The 14213-nt window shown below is 66.9% G+C and carries 13 protein-coding genes and 1 other RNA gene; 3 read left to right on the top strand and 11 right to left on the bottom strand.

Annotated features, from left to right (window positions below; genetic code table 11):
* Positions 1 to 205: 205 nt before the first annotated feature.
* A complete protein-coding gene (locus ACCQ07_RS14400; protein ID WP_008572409.1) occupies positions 206 to 1204 on the top strand; it encodes a polyprenyl synthetase family protein in 999 nt (332 codons plus the stop codon).
* A gap of 204 nt (positions 1205 to 1408) precedes the next feature.
* Here ACCQ07_RS14400 and ACCQ07_RS14405 read toward each other — a convergent pair whose 3' ends face one another.
* The 6 genes from ACCQ07_RS14405 to ACCQ07_RS14430 all read right to left on the bottom strand — a co-directional run bounded on the left by ACCQ07_RS14405 (position 1409) and on the right by ACCQ07_RS14430 (position 8321).
* Positions 1409 to 2209 (bottom strand): dienelactone hydrolase family protein, encoded by an 801-nt coding sequence (locus ACCQ07_RS14405; RefSeq protein ID WP_008572408.1) that lies wholly within the window; start codon positions 2207 to 2209, stop codon positions 1409 to 1411.
* Between the two features lie 183 nt (positions 2210 to 2392).
* A non-coding RNA gene (locus tag ACCQ07_RS14410) (sX9 sRNA) lies at positions 2393 to 2468 on the bottom strand.
* Between the two features lie 62 nt (positions 2469 to 2530).
* Positions 2531 to 3937 carry a UDP-N-acetylmuramoyl-L-alanine--D-glutamate ligase gene (murD, locus tag ACCQ07_RS14415; protein ID WP_218559510.1) on the bottom strand — a complete coding sequence of 469 codons (1407 nt, stop codon included), beginning with the start codon at positions 3935 to 3937 and terminating at the stop codon, positions 2531 to 2533.
* Complete coding sequence (gene murL, locus ACCQ07_RS14420) at positions 3918 to 5273, bottom strand: UDP-N-acetyl-alpha-D-muramoyl-L-alanyl-L-glutamate epimerase (RefSeq protein ID WP_372164075.1); 1356 nt, start codon at positions 5271 to 5273, stop codon at positions 3918 to 3920. Before murL ends, murD begins: the two co-directional genes overlap by 20 nt.
* Positions 5270 to 5728, bottom strand: a complete 459-nt coding sequence (locus tag ACCQ07_RS14425) for a hypothetical protein (protein WP_008572403.1) — start codon at positions 5726 to 5728, stop codon at positions 5270 to 5272. The genes murL and ACCQ07_RS14425 overlap by 4 nt, the downstream gene beginning before the upstream one ends.
* On the bottom strand, positions 5712 to 8321 hold the full coding sequence (locus tag ACCQ07_RS14430; RefSeq protein WP_127166718.1) for a bifunctional aspartate kinase/diaminopimelate decarboxylase: 2610 nt from the start codon (positions 8319 to 8321) through the stop codon (positions 5712 to 5714). Before ACCQ07_RS14430 ends, ACCQ07_RS14425 begins: the two co-directional genes overlap by 17 nt.
* Positions 8322 to 8506: 185 nt before the next feature.
* On the opposite strand from ACCQ07_RS14430, the gene ACCQ07_RS14435 reads away from it, so the two are divergent.
* The gene (locus ACCQ07_RS14435; protein WP_372164077.1) at positions 8507 to 9385 is read left to right on the top strand and encodes a PhzF family phenazine biosynthesis protein; all 879 of its coding nucleotides are present in this window, start codon (positions 8507 to 8509) and stop codon (positions 9383 to 9385) included.
* Between the two features lie 31 nt (positions 9386 to 9416).
* On the top strand, positions 9417 to 10298 hold the full coding sequence (locus ACCQ07_RS14440; protein ID WP_372363408.1) for a PhzF family phenazine biosynthesis protein: 882 nt from the start codon (positions 9417 to 9419) through the stop codon (positions 10296 to 10298).
* A gap of 263 nt (positions 10299 to 10561) precedes the next feature.
* Here ACCQ07_RS14440 and ACCQ07_RS14445 read toward each other — a convergent pair whose 3' ends face one another.
* From ACCQ07_RS14445 to ACCQ07_RS14465, 5 genes are all read right to left on the bottom strand, one after another.
* Positions 10562 to 11161, bottom strand: a complete 600-nt coding sequence (locus tag ACCQ07_RS14445) for a glycine zipper 2TM domain-containing protein (protein WP_014090663.1) — start codon at positions 11159 to 11161, stop codon at positions 10562 to 10564.
* Between the two features lie 152 nt (positions 11162 to 11313).
* Positions 11314 to 11748, bottom strand: coding sequence for an OsmC family protein (locus ACCQ07_RS14450; RefSeq protein WP_005913281.1), 435 nt, complete (start codon positions 11746 to 11748; stop codon positions 11314 to 11316).
* Between the two features lie 327 nt (positions 11749 to 12075).
* Complete coding sequence (locus tag ACCQ07_RS14455; protein ID WP_031423560.1) at positions 12076 to 13023, bottom strand: aspartate carbamoyltransferase catalytic subunit; 948 nt, start codon at positions 13021 to 13023, stop codon at positions 12076 to 12078.
* A gap of 13 nt (positions 13024 to 13036) precedes the next feature.
* Complete coding sequence (ruvX, locus tag ACCQ07_RS14460; protein WP_008571823.1) at positions 13037 to 13504, bottom strand: Holliday junction resolvase RuvX; 468 nt, start codon at positions 13502 to 13504, stop codon at positions 13037 to 13039.
* Positions 13497 to 14063, bottom strand: a complete 567-nt coding sequence (locus tag ACCQ07_RS14465) for a YqgE/AlgH family protein (RefSeq protein ID WP_003489930.1) — start codon at positions 14061 to 14063, stop codon at positions 13497 to 13499. Before ACCQ07_RS14465 ends, ruvX begins: the two co-directional genes overlap by 8 nt.
* Positions 14064 to 14213: the final 150 nt, after the last annotated feature.

Below are 14213 nucleotides of genomic sequence, written 5' to 3' on the forward strand. Positions count from 1 at the left end.
CACCTGCCGCTCGGCGGTCCTGGCGGGTTGCCGCGCGGCGCTGCCGGGCAAGTGCCTTGCCAAGGGTCGGAAATCCAGCCCGTACAGACCTTTGCGGGTCACGGCCCAGCTGCGCAGGGCGGCAAATGTGAAGACGCCGGATGTGCCCGGCGGGACGGATCCGGCCGGGGCACCTATAATCGGCCCACATCACGAATGCCTGCGCATGACCATCGCCGAAGACCTCCCCACCGTGCTGGGCCTGCCCCAGATCCAGTCCCTCGCCGCGCCCGACATGACCGCGGTCGACGCACTGATCCGCCGCCGTCTGGCCTCGGACGTCGTGCTGATCAACCAGATTGCCGATCACATCATCTCTGCCGGCGGCAAACGCCTGCGCCCGATGCTGGTGATGCTGGCCGGCCACGCCGCTGGCGGCTCCGGCCCGGAGCACCACCAACTGGCGGCAATCATCGAATTCATCCACACCTCGACCCTGCTGCACGACGACGTGGTGGACGAATCGGACCTGCGCCGCGGACGCAGCACTGCCAACGCGCTATGGGGCAACGCTCCCAGCGTGCTGGTGGGCGACTTCCTGTATTCGCGCAGCTTCCAGCTGATGGTCGAACTGGACCGCATGGAAGTCATGCAGATCCTGGCCGACACCACCAACCGCATCGCCGAGGGCGAAGTGCTGCAGCTGCTGCACGTGCATAACCCCGACACCGACGAAGCGGCCTACCTGCGCGTGATCGAGCGCAAGACCGCGGTGCTGTTCGCCGCCGGCACGCGTCTGGGTGCGCTTGCCTCCGGCGCCAGCGCGCAGGTGCAGCAGCAGTTGTACGACTACGGCATGCAGCTGGGCTTTGCCTTCCAGATCGCCGACGACGTGCTCGACTACGCCGCCGAGGCCGCGGACCTGGGCAAGAACCTGGGCGACGACCTGGCCGAAGGCAAGGCCACCCTGCCGCTGATCCACGCAATGGCGCACTCGGATGCCACCACCCGTGAGCGCCTGCGACAGATCGTCGAGCAAGGCGATGCGGCGGCGATGCCGGAAGTGCTGGCCGCCATCCATGCCACCGGCGGCTTGGACTACAGCCGTCAACGCGCGGCCGAATACGCCGCTGCCGCCGAACAGGCGCTGGAAACCCTGCCGCACAGCCCTGCCGTGGCGGCGTTGCGCGGCCTGGCGCGCTACGCGGTCGAGCGCACGCACTGATCCGGCGCGCAGCGCGCGCCGGCCGGGATTTGAGATTGGAGATTAGGGATTCGCAAAGGCGGCTTGATCGCGGTTTTGCGCGTCCCGACATCGGTTAGCCGAATGATTGATCAGCGCAACGCCCGAGCAAAAACTCGGGGGTTTGATTCGCTGAAGGACGGGACTTCGCTCTTGCGAATGCCAATCCCAAATCACCAATCCCGGTTACTGCCCAAAGCGCTCGTCGAAGAAATCGCCGAGCATGCGATACGCCCGCTTGGCCGCACGCGGGTTGTACAGGCAGCCCGGCGGGCTGTTGGCATCGGCCTCGGCAAAGCAATGCACCGCGCCGCTGAAATTGACGAATTGCCAATCCGCGCCGGCTGCATTCATTTCGGTTTCGAACGCGGCGATATCCGCCTTGCTCACGCTCTTGTCGTCGGCACCGTTGAGCACCAGCAGCGGTGTCTTGGCCGAGCCGGCGGCGGCCGGGCTGGGAGTCGCGATGCCACCATGCAGGCTCACCACGCCGGCCAGCTGCGCGCCTGAGCGCACCAGCTCCAGCACCGTGGTGCCGCCGAAGCAGAAACCCACCGCACCGATGCGCGCTGCGTCCAGCGGCGCCTTGCCGGCCTGCGCCTTGAGCACCTCTACCGCTTTCAGTGCGCGTGCGCGCAACTCCGGCGGATCCTTCTTCAGGGCGCCGGCGAACTGCCCAGCCTCGCTGTCGTTGGCCGGGCGCTTGCCCTTGCCATACACGTCGGCCACCAGCACCACGTAATCGTCGCCGGCCAGCTGCTTGGCCTTGGTCACCGCCGAGTCGTTGACACCGCGCCAGTTGGGCACCATGACCAGCCCCGGGCGCTTGGCATCGCCGGCATCGTCGTACACCAGCACGCCGCTATAGGTGTCCTTGCCGATCTTCCATTCCAGCGGCTTGGCCTGCATCGCCGCTGCTGCGGGGAAGGCCAGCGAAGCCAGAACACCGATCAACCCAATGCCACGCCATGTCCGTTGCTTGTACATGTGCTTGCTCCCAGGATGGTGCGGCGAGTGTAGGCGCTGCTGCCGTGCAGGAGAGGTCATCGTCGCCGCTGCCGGCCACGGTGGCGGCAGGCAGTCAGTCCGATCGCACCTGCGCGTTCGCATGCGCTGCGCATGCGTGCTTTCGAGGCGATCGCGCCACCGCGGCGGCGCTGGCGTTGGCGCGGCGACCAACAGGCAACGAACATCCATCTGGTGGCGGAGAACAGCGCGCAGGCACAGCGGTGTGCGAGCGGCACATACCATTGCCGAGCATCGGCCATGCCCACCAGCCGATGAGTGCAGCCGGTGCGTTAGCCGCCTTCAGTGCACACCCAGTCCGTCAATCGCGCTGATTGCCGCCGGGTCGAACCCTGCCAGCTGCGCGAAGTGGCGGCCGCGCGCAACATAGTCGCTGTAGGCGCCGAAGCTGGGCGCCCCGGGCGAGAGCAGCACCACACCGCCCTGCTGGCCCAGCGCAGCGCGCGCCAGTCCCATGGCGTGTTCGAGATCGTTGGCCGCATGCAGGCCGAAGTGCCCCGCCTCGGCCAGCGGCGCCAGCAATGCATGGATGCGTGGGCCGTTGGCGCCCATGGTCACGATTTCCAGCGGCGCCTGCCGCGCCATCTGCTGGGCGAAATCGTGCCAATCCAGCCCGCGATCATGGCCACCGACCAGTAGTGCCACGCGTCGCTGCGCAAAGCACGCCAGGGCAGCCAGCGATGCATGCGGCGTGGTGCTGATGGAATCGTTGACGTAGCTGATGCCGTCCACGCTGCCGAGCAACTGCAGGCGGTTGGGCAATGGACGAAAGCTCGCTGCCGCCGGCGCGAGTGCCGCCGCATCCAGGCCCAAGGCCTCTACCGCCGCCAGCACCGCGCACAGGTTGCGGCGGTTGTGCTCGCCCGGCAGCGGCACATCGGCGGTATCGAAAATGGCCTGTTCGCCGCGATAGACCACGTCGCCACGCAGATGCCAACCGGCGGAATGATTGAACCAACGCACCTGGCTATCCGGCAACTGCAGGCCGGCAAGCAGCGGGTCGGCAGCGTTGAGCAAGGCGATCCGCGGCCGGCCTTCGGTCACCAGCGACAGCTTGTCGCGCACATAGCGTGCCTCATCGCCGTGCCAGTCCAGATGCTCGGGAAACAGATTCAACACCAGTGCCAGTTCCGGGCGCGCGCCGCTGCGCCCGACATCACCGGTCTGGTAGCTGGACAACTCGATCGCCCAATACGCCGGCGGCGGCTGCGGTGCCAGCACTTCCAGCAAGGGCTGGCCGATATTGCCGACCAACGCGGTGCGATGCCCGGCCGCGCGCAGCAGGTGCGCCAGCAGCGCCGTGGTGGTGCTCTTGCCCTTGGTGCCGGTGACGCAGATGACACCGGGCACGCTGCCGTCCGCCTGCGCGTGTTCGGCAAACCACAGCGCGGTGCCGCCGATGAAGCAGGTGCCCTGCGCGGCGGCGGCCAATGCCTCGGCGCGATACGGGCTGATGCCGGGCGACTTCACGACGATCTCGAATCGCCCCAGCGCCTGCGCGCTGGCAGCGGTTTCCACCTGCAAGGCCGCATCTTCCAGCGCATCGATCTCGCGCGCCTCTTCGGCGTTGCAGAACACCGTCAGCGCTTGCGTCGGCAGGCGCGCCCGCAGCGCACGGTACGCCGCGCGTCCTTCACGCCCCCAGCCCCACAACGCAACGGTCTTGCCTTCAAGCTGCGAAATTCGCACGCACGCGCTCCCACAGCGCCGGCGGAATCCGGTGCTCGCCATCGATGGCCATGAGTGGCTCGACCTGCAGATCATTTGGGTCGAGCTGCGGCTGGATGTCGCGGATGAAGCGCTTCACCAACGCGTCCTCCTTCCACTCCGCGCGGCTGGCCAGCACGGCCATCGCCGCGCGCGATTCACGGCCTTCGCCCACGCATTCGAACGGCTTGTGGTCCTGGAATTCCAGCAACGCGTCGTAGCCGCCGGCCTGGGTCGCATCGTCGAGCAGATTGCGCCCGAAGATGTTGACCAGCCGTGTCTTGGGCATGAACGGCGCCAGCGCCAGGAACACGAAATGGCACTTCGGGCACACGCCGCACCAGCGATGCACGGGGCGCTCGCCCATGATGTGGAAGTTGCGGTTGCAGCTGGAAAAATGCGCGTCGTAGTGATCGGTCTTGGCGAACTGCCGCGCCACCGCCAACTCCGAGAGCGGCCGCAGCAACGAGTAATAGCGCAGATCGGCTGCCACGTGCCGCTGCACGTACTCGCCGAACGCCTGTTCGAAGGCCCAGCCCTTGGACCACTGGTGATTGACCTCGCCGGTGCCGGGAATCTGGCTGCCGTAACTGGCCGAGCGTTCGTTGGAGAACACCACCTGGTCAACACCAGTGAGCAGCGCTGCGAGCACCAGAATGGCCGAGTTCACCGCGGTCACCGGGATATGCCCGTTCCACGCGCCCTGGCGGTTGAGTTCGAACAATTCCGGTGCCAGCACGCGGCCGATGTTGAGTACCGGCAACCCGGTGCGCTCTGCGCAGGCACGGATGAGTTGCGAACCGCCGATCCAGCTCACGGTCTGCGCCAGGCCGGCCTGGCGCAGCGCCTCGATGCTGACCAGCGAATCCTTACCGCCGCCGATCGCCACCAGCGCATGCTCGCGCAACCCCACTGCCGGCGCGGCGGCAGAGGCCTGCGCCGCCACCGGAAAATGGATCTTGCCGTGCAGATCCAAGCCATTGCGGTAAGCAAATTCGCCCAGGCCGTGCAGATACACGCTTTCCACCAGCGCGGCCGTCTCGGCATCGATGCCGTAGCTGTCGATGGCGATGTTCGGCGGCACCGCGGCCTTGAAATAACTGACCCCTGCAATGAGATGCAGCAGCCGCAGCGCCTGTTGCACGGCAGTTGCCCGCGCGCCCTCCAGCACGAACGGAGCGCCCGGCACCGCAACGGTCTCGACCAGCTCCGGGCCTTGATCGAAGGCATACACCAGCGTCGCCACGCCGGTCTGCGCGTCGAGTGCGCAACGCACGAAACGGAAGGTGGACATCTGATGTTTGTCGAAAGCGCTCATGGACTACCTGCAGAAACACGTACACGACGCAGATAACGTCGGCACAGGACATATTCAATCATGGAAAACGGCACCGCCGCCCAAAGCAACGGCAGGCAACCGATCACGAACAACAGCAGCATCACATCCGAGCGAATCACCGTTGCGTCGCCGGTGATGGCCAACGCGACCAGCAGATACAGCAGCAACGCCGGCAGATAGCCAAGCGCACTCAACACCACGGTGCGCAATGCCATGCCGCCGGCGCGCTGCGCGCGTGCCTGCCGGGCACGCCGACGTTGCCAGAACGCTGCGCTCCACGCGCCGAGGCCGGCAGCGACCAATGCGGGGATTGCCCACTTCAAGCTGTCGGTCCACGGGGTCGGTTGCCCGGCGATATCGATGGCGGTGGAAAACACCATCGCCACGCCACCGGCCAACGTGCTGAGTACGACGAACTCAGCCAGTGGACGCATCGATCACCTCTTCGCGCGGCAATTCGCGCTGATTGTAGGTGCTGGCCATCGTGTAGCCGTAGGCACCGGCATCGGCGACCAGCACCACATCGCCCGGTGCAGTGGCCGCTGGCAGCCGGCGACGCTTGCCGAACACGTCCGACGATTCGCAGATCGGCCCGACGATATCGAACATGCCATCGGCCGGCGCGTCGAGTTGGCTGAGGTTTTCGATGTCGTGCCAGGCGTCGTACAACGCCGGGCGAATCAAGGTGTTCATGCCCGCATCCAGGCCCACGCGGTGCACGCCGTCCTTCTCGATCACCTGGGTGACGCTGGCCAGCAAGACGCCGGCTTCGGCCACCAGATAGCGGCCCGGCTCGATCGCCAGGCGGTAGCCAGGATGCACCGCCTTGACCTCGGCCAGACCCTTGGCCCACACCTCCAGATCGAACGGCTCGTCTTCGGCGCTGTACGGAATCGGCAGGCCGCCGCCGATGTCGATGGTCTCTACCGTGCCGATGCGACGCGCGAAGCCGGCCAACTCGTCGTACATCATCCGCCAGTGCTCGCCGGTCTCCACGCCACTGCCCAGATGCGCATGCACGCCGGTGATGGTGACCTCGAGCGTGCGCGCCACATCGACGAATTCATCAACGCGCGTGGACGACAGGCCGAACTTGGACGCCTTGCCGCCGGTGTTGACCTTCTCGTGATGGCCGTCGCCGTGCCCCAGGTCGATGCGCAGCCAGATCGTGCGGCCACGGAACACCTCGGGCCAGTTGCGCAGCGCTTCGACGTTGTCCACGGTCACCGTCACGCCCAGCGCGAAGGCCGCCTCGTATTCGGCCTTGGGCGCAAAGCTCGGCGTGAACAGCACGCGCCGCGGCGACAACTCCGGCAGCGCCTGGAAGACGCGGCGCAATTCGCCGTGCGAGACGCACTCCAGCCCGAAGCCGGCCTGTTCCAGCGCCATCAAGATGGCCGGATGCGCGTTGGCCTTGATCGCGTAATAGCGCTGATCCACCGCGGCAATCTGCGCCAGCGCATGCGCACGCGCACGCACCGTGGGCAGGTGGTACGCGTAACGCGGCGTCCCGGCCTTGGACAGCGACAGCAGATGCGCGCGCTCGGCATGCCACCACGGCGTGGGACGCGGACGTACCGAGCCGATGATCTGCCGCCAGCGCGGGCCGAACACCTCTCCCTCGCTGACCGGCATTGCACCGCTGTCGATCAGTTCGGCATGCAGGATCGGCAGCAAACCGTCGGCATCGGCTTCGTCGATGACGAAGGTCAGGTTCAAGTCGTTGGACGACTGCGAAATCATGTGCACGCGCTCCTGCCCGAACGTGGCCCACACGTCGGAGAGCTTGTGCAGCAGCGAACGCATGCCGCGCCCGACCAGGGTGATGGCCGCGCAAGGAACGATGATCTTGACCTTGCAGATCTGCGACAGATCGGCCGACAACGCCGCCAGCACGTCGGTGTTGACCAGGTTTTCCGAAGGATCCAGCGACACGGTGACGTTGGTCTCGGCCGAACCAATCAAGTCCACCGACAGGCCATGCTTCTTGAACAGCGTGAACACGTCGGCCAGGAAGCCGACCTGCTGCCACATGCCGATGCCTTCCATCGACACCAGCACGATGCCGTTGCGACGGCTGATCGCCTTGACGCCCAACACCGGCTCGGCATTGCCGTCGATGCTGGTGCCCGGCAGATCGGGGCGCTCGGTGTCCAGGATCGCCATCGGCACGCCGGAATCGCGGCACGGCTTGATCGAGCGCGGGTGCAGCACCTTGGCGCCGGTGGTGGCGATTTCCTGCGCTTCGTAATAGTCCAGCCGGGTCAGCAGCCGCGCGTCCGGTACTTCCTTCGGGTTGGCGCTGAACATGCCGGGCACATCGGTCCAGATTTCCACGCGGCTGGCGCCGAGCAGCGCACCGAAGTACGCCGCCGAGGTATCCGAACCGCCACGGCCCAGAATCGCGGTGCCGCCATCGGCATGACGCGAAATGAAGCCTTGCGTGATCAGCAAGCGTGTCGGTTGCGCGGCGAAACGCGTGCGCCAATCGGCATCGGACTGCCACTGGCACGACACCGACAGCCGCTTGGACCACTCGCTCTGATTCGGCTGCGGGGGCAGCGCCGACAGCCATTGGCGCGCATCCAGCCAGCCCATGTCCAGGCCGCTGGCATGCAGGTACGCCGCACCGATGGTGGACGACAGCAACTCGCCCTGCCCCAGCACCTCGGCCTGCCAGTCCAGCGTGCGCGTTGCAGCGCGCGCGTCGCCCAACAACGCATGCAGTGCGGCCAGTCGCTCGCCCAGCACCGCATCGGCGTCCAGTTCGAGCTCGGCCAGAAACTCACGATGGCGTTGGTCCAGTGCCGCCATGCGCTGTGCGCTATCGGCGGCGCCGTCGGCAATGGCGGTGAGCTCGTTGGTCACGCCCGACAATGCAGACACCACCACCAGCACGCGACCGCCGGTCTGGTTCGCCCGTTTGCCCGCCAGTTTTCCAATCGTGTCCCAGCGATGACGACGCGACACCGAAGTGCCGCCGAACTTGAGGACGATCCAACGATCGGTAGAGTGGGGAGCTGACATTGAGATAGGCGTTTAGGATGGGGGGGGAAGATGCCCGGGATGCCGAGCGGAACCTCCGATTCTACTGCCAATGCCGCTGACATGACCCCGCGTGCGATCACAGCGTTCCGGTCGCCACGTCCACTGCCGTATCGGTTTGCACTGCAACCATCGCCGCGCCCTCCTTCGATCGAGATGTCCCCACCATGAGCAAGCACCGCTATCTGCAACTGGATGTTTTCGCCGCCCGGGCCGGCAGCGGCAACCCGCTGGGCGTGGTCTTCAATGCAGAGACGTTGTCGTCTGCGCAGATGCAGCAGATCGCCGCTTGGCTGAATCTGTCCGAGACGGTCTTCTTCCTGCCGGTCAGCGTGCCCGATGCCGATTACCACATCCGCATCTTCACCCCACGTGCCGAGCTACCGTTTGCCGGCCACCCCAGCGTCGGTGCCGCGTGGGCGGCGGTGACCCACGGCGTGACCGCGTACAAGCCCGACGGCCGGCTGCGCCAGCAATGCGCGGCTGGCGTGCTGCCGGTGGACGTGTTCGACCGGCACGGCGCCTTGCTGGTGCGGCTGCGCGCCCCGCGCGCGCGCGCCATCGACACGGGCGACACGTACGCCGAGGCGCTGCGTGGCGCCTGCACTGGCCTGCGCGTCAGCGCGCAGCCGGCCGCACTCTGGAACAACGGCCCGAACTGGTGGTTGCTGGAATTGGCCGACGCGCAGGCGGTACGGCAGGCAGCCCCGGAGCTTGCCGCCATTGCGCGCCTGACCCAGGCCAGCGCCGCCGTTGGCCTGGCCATCTACGCGCCCGTGCACGATGGCGATGCCGACTTGGTCGTCCGCGCGTTCTGCCCGGGCGATGGCATTGCGGAAGACCCGGTCACCGGCAGCGCCAATGCCTGTATTGCCGCCCGCCTGCATGGCGAGGGCCGCCTGCCCGGAGCGCAGTCGCGCTACGTCGCCAGTCAGGGCCGCGAGGTTGGCCGCGACGGCCGCGTCCAGGTGGAAGTGGACGCGGAAGGCGAAGTCTGGATTGGCGGAGCGACGCTGCAGGTGATCGACGGCCGCATCGATTGGTAAGCTGCCGCGCCTTTACTGCGGATCGACGCCCATGACCACTCGCCGTTTCCTGCAACTGGATGTGTTCTCCGCCCGCCCCGGCAGCGGCAATCCGCTGGCGGTGGTGCTGGATGCGCAGGGTCTGGACGATGCGGCGATGCAGGCCATCGCACGCTGGACCAAACTGCCGGAGACCACCTTCGTCTTTCCCGCCGAAAGCGCGCACAGCAGCTACCGGCTGCGCATGTTTTCGCCGCAGAAGGAGGTGCCGTTTGCCGGCCATCCCAGTGTGGGCACTGCGCATGCCGTGCTCGAGGCCGGCCTGGCCGCACCACAGGATGGCGTCCTGGTACAGGACGGCATCGCCGGCCGGTTGCCGCTGCGTGTGGAGCAGCGCGGCGGCCACCGCAGCATCGCGATCCGCACGCCACGCGCACGCGTGGCCGAGCAGGTGGATGCCAACGATCCGCGCCTGCGCGATGCCTTGCAGGGCTGGCCGCTGGGGACGCTGCCGCCTGCGCTGATGGACGGCGGCCGCACCTGGTGGGTGGTGGAACTGGCAGGCGAAGCCGCGCTGCGCGGCCTGCAGCCGGACTGGGACGCGATTGCCGGGTTGGCAGAATCCACCGGCAGCATGGGCGTGTTTGCGTATGCACGCGCCGGCGCACCGGGCACCTACGATCTGGCAGTACGTGCCTTCGTCGGCAATGGCCGGCGCTTCGAAGATGCGGCGTCCGGCGCGGCCAATGCGGTCCTGGCCGCATGGCTGGACAGCCGTGACGCATTGCCCGGCACCGACCGTCGCTACACCGTCAGCCAGGGCCGAGAAATCGGCTTCGATGCCCTGTTGGAACTGCATATCGATGCCGACGGCGACGTGTGGTCGGGTGGCCAGGTGCAGACGGTGATTCGCGGCACGCTGGACTGGGCTTAGGGCGGCAGCAGCGCTGCTGCGCTGGATTCAACGCAGCGGGTGGACTGCAGGTGCTGCCAATTTCTGATCACCGCCGGTGCACCGCGAATCGGCGCGTGTGTGAAACAGCAAGGCGCCTCGCATCGATCAGCGCCCACGCCTGGTTGACGCGCCATTGCTGCCGGCAATCGCTCCGCCAAACGCAAGAACGCTGCGGTTGCCCGCAGCGTTCTGTTTAGCCCGATGCCGGAACCACCAGCGGCACCGCATGCATCCGGCACTGATCAGTCGGGGCGCACGTCGACGCGCACACGGATTCGGTCGCCCGGGTTGTAATCGCTACGCGTGTGGTACATGCGGCCGGCGTATTCGTAGGTGACGTCGTAGCCATCCACGCGGTCGCGTTCACGGCGGTAGGACACCGGCTCGCAGACCCTCACGTTGCCCTGGTAGGTGCGGTGATTGGCCTCATAGATCGAACGGCCCGCCGCGACGCCCGCCATGGTGCCCACGGCGGTACCGACCAGACGACCATTGCCGCCGCCGACCTGGCTGCCGAGCACGGCACCCGCAATACCACCGATCACACTGGCCACGCCACGATTGGACACACCGGCTTGGGCATAGCCGCCGTCGCGGTAATACCCGTCGTTGCTCGTGTAATAACCGTCGGCGGGACGATCGTAGCAACGTTCGCTGGTGCGTTCGTTGTACGAGTCGGCAACGATGATCGGATCCACGCGCACGACGCGCGCATATTCGTAACGGCCATCCTCGTAGCCGCTGCGGCCGTAATCGCGGTAGCCGCTGTCATAGCGCTGCGCCGTGGCATTGCCCGCCACGGCCAGACCCATCACCAGAGCACCAAGCACGAGAGTTTTCATTGCGGCAGCTTCATAGGGAGGACACGCTGCCGATGCTCGTCCTGCGCCAGTGAAACCGCACTGAACCAAACCGCCCGCAAAACGCCGTATTCAGGTTGCCGCCAGCTGCGCGCGCCAGGCGTTTGCGCCGACGCGTCGCAGCGGTATTGGCGCTAGCTGGAAAACTCGGTTTCCAGGCTGATCGGCACCGCGCTCAGTGCCTTGGAGACCGGGCAATTCTTCTTGGCGGCGTCGGCCAGCTCGCGGAACTTGGCCTCGTCGATGCCGGGCACCACGGCCTTGAGCTTGAGGCGAATCTGCGACAACTGCGGGCCGCCTTCCATCGACAGATCCACATCGGCGCGCGTGTCCAGCGAGGCCGGCGGAAAACCGGCTTCGGTCAACTGCGCAGACAACGCCATGGTGAAACAGCCGGCATGCGCGGCGGCGATGAGTTCTTCCGGATTGGTGCCCTTCTCGTCGCCGAAGCGGCTGCTGAAGGCATAACGGGTGTTGTCCATCAAGCCGCTCTGCGGCGTGCTGAGCTGGCCCTTGCCGGTCTTGAGGTCGCCTTCCCAGTGGGCGGTGGCGTGACGTGAAATACCCATTGCGATCTCCTGCGCTGAAAGGAGCGCTCACGATAGGTGAGAGGGTGTTAGCTGGTGGTGCGGGGATTCGGGATTCGGGATTCGGGATTCGGGATTCGGGATTCGCAAGAGCAGACCGCCAGGCACCTCAGGCAGCAAGCGACTGTTTGTCTGCACGCATGATGTTGCGCATCGAACGCCACCGCGCGACCGACCACGGTGCACGTTCGGCGAGAAGCGGCTGCCTCTTCGCAATCGACGCCTCATGGATCAAAGGCCACCGCGCATTGGTTGCGCGGTGGGGGCGCCGCTCCTGGAGCGACTCACGATCCGGCGGCGCAGCCGCGCTTAGCCGAGCAGGGTTTCCAGCACGGCCATGCGTACGGCAACGCCATTGGCAACCTGCCGCAGCACGCAGGATTGCGCGCCGTCGGCCACTTCATCGGTGATTTCCACGCCGCGGTTGATCGGGCCCGGGTGCAGCACCGCGGCGTCGCGGCCAGCACGCGCCAGACGCTCGCGGGTCAGACCATATTCGGTGTGGTACTGCTCCAACGAGGGCACCAGGCCTTCTTCCATGCGCTCGCGCTGCAGGCGCAGCATCATCAACGCGTCGGCGCCTTCGAGCATGGCATCGAAATCCTGGCCGACCACGCAGCCCTCCAGTATGCCGTCGTCCGGCAGCAGGCTGGCCGGGCCGCAGACGCGAATTTCGCCAGCGCCCAGCGTGCGCAGGGCATGCAGGTCCGAGCGCGCCACACGCGAGTGCTTGACGTCGCCGACGATGACGACCTTGAGCTTGGAAAAATCGGTGCCCTTGGCCTGGCGCAGGGTGAGCATGTCGAGCAGGCCCTGGGTGGGATGCGCACTACGCCCGTCGCCGGCATTGATCAACGCGGTGCCCTCGCCCGCGGCTGCCGCCAGCGCTTCCACCGCGCCGTCGTCGGGGTGACGCACCACGAAGCCGCGCACGCCCATCGCTTCGAGATTCTTCAAGGTGTCGCGCGCGGTTTCGCCCTTGCGGGTGGATGAGGTGGATGCATCGAAATTGAGCACGTCCGCGCCCAGCCGCTGCGCCGCCAGATGGAAGGAGCTGCGCGTGCGCGTGGAGGGTTCGAAGAACAGCGTGCACACCGCCGTGCCCGCCAGCACGCTGCGCTTGCCCACGCGCCCCACCGCCGCATCGCGGATCTGGCCGGCGCGGTCGAGCAATTGCAGCAGCGTGGTGCGCGGCAGTCCTTCCAGGGTGAGCAGGTGGCGCAAGCGTCCGTCCGAATCGAGTTGCATGGTGGTCATCGCAGGTCGGGAGTCAAGGAAGAGAGGTGGCTTGGTCGGGCGCGGCCAACCAGCGTTCGACGATCACTGCGGCGGCCATCGCATCGAGCGCTTCGGCGTCGCGGCGTCGCTTGCGCCCATCGGCGCGCTCGCGCGCGAAACGCTGCGCAGCCTCGACCGAACTGGAGCGCTCGTCGATCAGGACAACCGGCAGCGCATAGCGCTCGCGCAGCTGGCGGCCGAACGCGTGTGCGCGTTTGCGGGCGGGTTGGTCTTTGTCGTCCAGCGTGAGCGGGTCGCCGACCACCAGGCCGTCCGGCCGCCACTGCTTGTACACGCGGTCCAACGCAACCCAGTCCGGGCCGTTGGCATGCACATTGATGACAGCCACCGCGCGCGCGCCGGCACCGAGCGCGGTTCCGACCGCCACGCCGATCCGGCGCGACCCCACGTCGAAGCCCAGCACCGTGCCATCGGGGCGAATCGCGCCCGCCTCAGGCATGCCCGGAATAATCCGTGAGCCGGAACAGGTCTACGCCGATACGCCCGGCAGCGGTCTGCCAGCGATCTTCCAGCGCGGTCGCAAACAGCACGTTGGCATCCGAGGGCGCGGTGAGCCAGCTGTTTTCGCCCAGCTCGAATTCCAGCTGGCCGGCACCCCAACCCGCGCAGCCCAGCGCGACCAGCGCATTGCGCGGGCCGTTGCCGGCCGCCATCGCCTCAAGGATGTCGCGCGAGGTAGTCAGGAACACGCCCTGCCCCACTTCCAGGCTGGAATCCCATTCGCGCGCATCGTCATGGATCACAAAACCGCGCTCAGGGTGCACCGGCCCGCCGCTGAGCACGACCTGCTCGCGCAGCGGCTCATCGTCGGTGTCGATGCCCATCTGCGACAACACTTCGCCCAGGGTGTATTCGGAAGGCCGGTTGACCAGCACGCCCATGGCGCCGTTCTCGTCGTGCTGACAGATCAGCGCGACGCTGCGCGAGAAGGTGGGGTCGGACAGCGCCGGAAGCGCAATCAGCAGTTGGTTGGCCAGAGGCGTGGGCAAAACAGACATGGCCGCATTCTAGCCGTTCGCTTCGCCGCGCGCAGAGCCGCTGCCATACTGGGCCTTGCCGGCGCCGGAAACGTGCGATGCCGCCGATGCGGCAGCCTTCGCGGCAGACCGCATGCGGCGCCTGACCGACACGTTCAGCTTGACCGCGAT

This window comes from Xanthomonas sp. NCPPB 3583, assembly GCF_041475715.2.
GTDB lineage: Bacteria > Pseudomonadota > Gammaproteobacteria > Xanthomonadales > Xanthomonadaceae > Xanthomonas > Xanthomonas euvesicatoria.

Coding starts and splice junctions, on each gene's coding strand:
- ACCQ07_RS14400 (WP_008572409.1), top strand. CDS start 206: ATGACCATCGCCGAAGACCTCCCCACCGTGCTGGGCCTGCCCCAGATC.
- ACCQ07_RS14405 (WP_008572408.1), bottom strand. CDS start 2,209: ATGTACAAGCAACGGACATGGCGTGGCATTGGGTTGATCGGTGTTCTG.
- murL (WP_372164075.1), bottom strand. CDS start 5,273: ATGAGCGCTTTCGACAAACATCAGATGTCCACCTTCCGTTTCGTGCGT.
- ACCQ07_RS14425 (WP_008572403.1), bottom strand. CDS start 5,728: ATGCGTCCACTGGCTGAGTTCGTCGTACTCAGCACGTTGGCCGGTGGC.
- ACCQ07_RS14430 (WP_127166718.1), bottom strand. CDS start 8,321: ATGTCAGCTCCCCACTCTACCGATCGTTGGATCGTCCTCAAGTTCGGC.
- ACCQ07_RS14435 (WP_372164077.1), top strand. CDS start 8,507: ATGAGCAAGCACCGCTATCTGCAACTGGATGTTTTCGCCGCCCGGGCC.
- ACCQ07_RS14440 (WP_372363408.1), top strand. CDS start 9,417: ATGACCACTCGCCGTTTCCTGCAACTGGATGTGTTCTCCGCCCGCCCC.
- ACCQ07_RS14445 (WP_014090663.1), bottom strand. CDS start 11,161: ATGAAAACTCTCGTGCTTGGTGCTCTGGTGATGGGTCTGGCCGTGGCG.
- ACCQ07_RS14450 (WP_005913281.1), bottom strand. CDS start 11,748: ATGGGTATTTCACGTCACGCCACCGCCCACTGGGAAGGCGACCTCAAG.
- ACCQ07_RS14455 (WP_031423560.1), bottom strand. CDS start 13,023: ATGACCACCATGCAACTCGATTCGGACGGACGCTTGCGCCACCTGCTC.
- ruvX (WP_008571823.1), bottom strand. CDS start 13,504: ATGCCTGAGGCGGGCGCGATTCGCCCCGATGGCACGGTGCTGGGCTTC.
- ACCQ07_RS14465 (WP_003489930.1), bottom strand. CDS start 14,063: ATGTCTGTTTTGCCCACGCCTCTGGCCAACCAACTGCTGATTGCGCTT.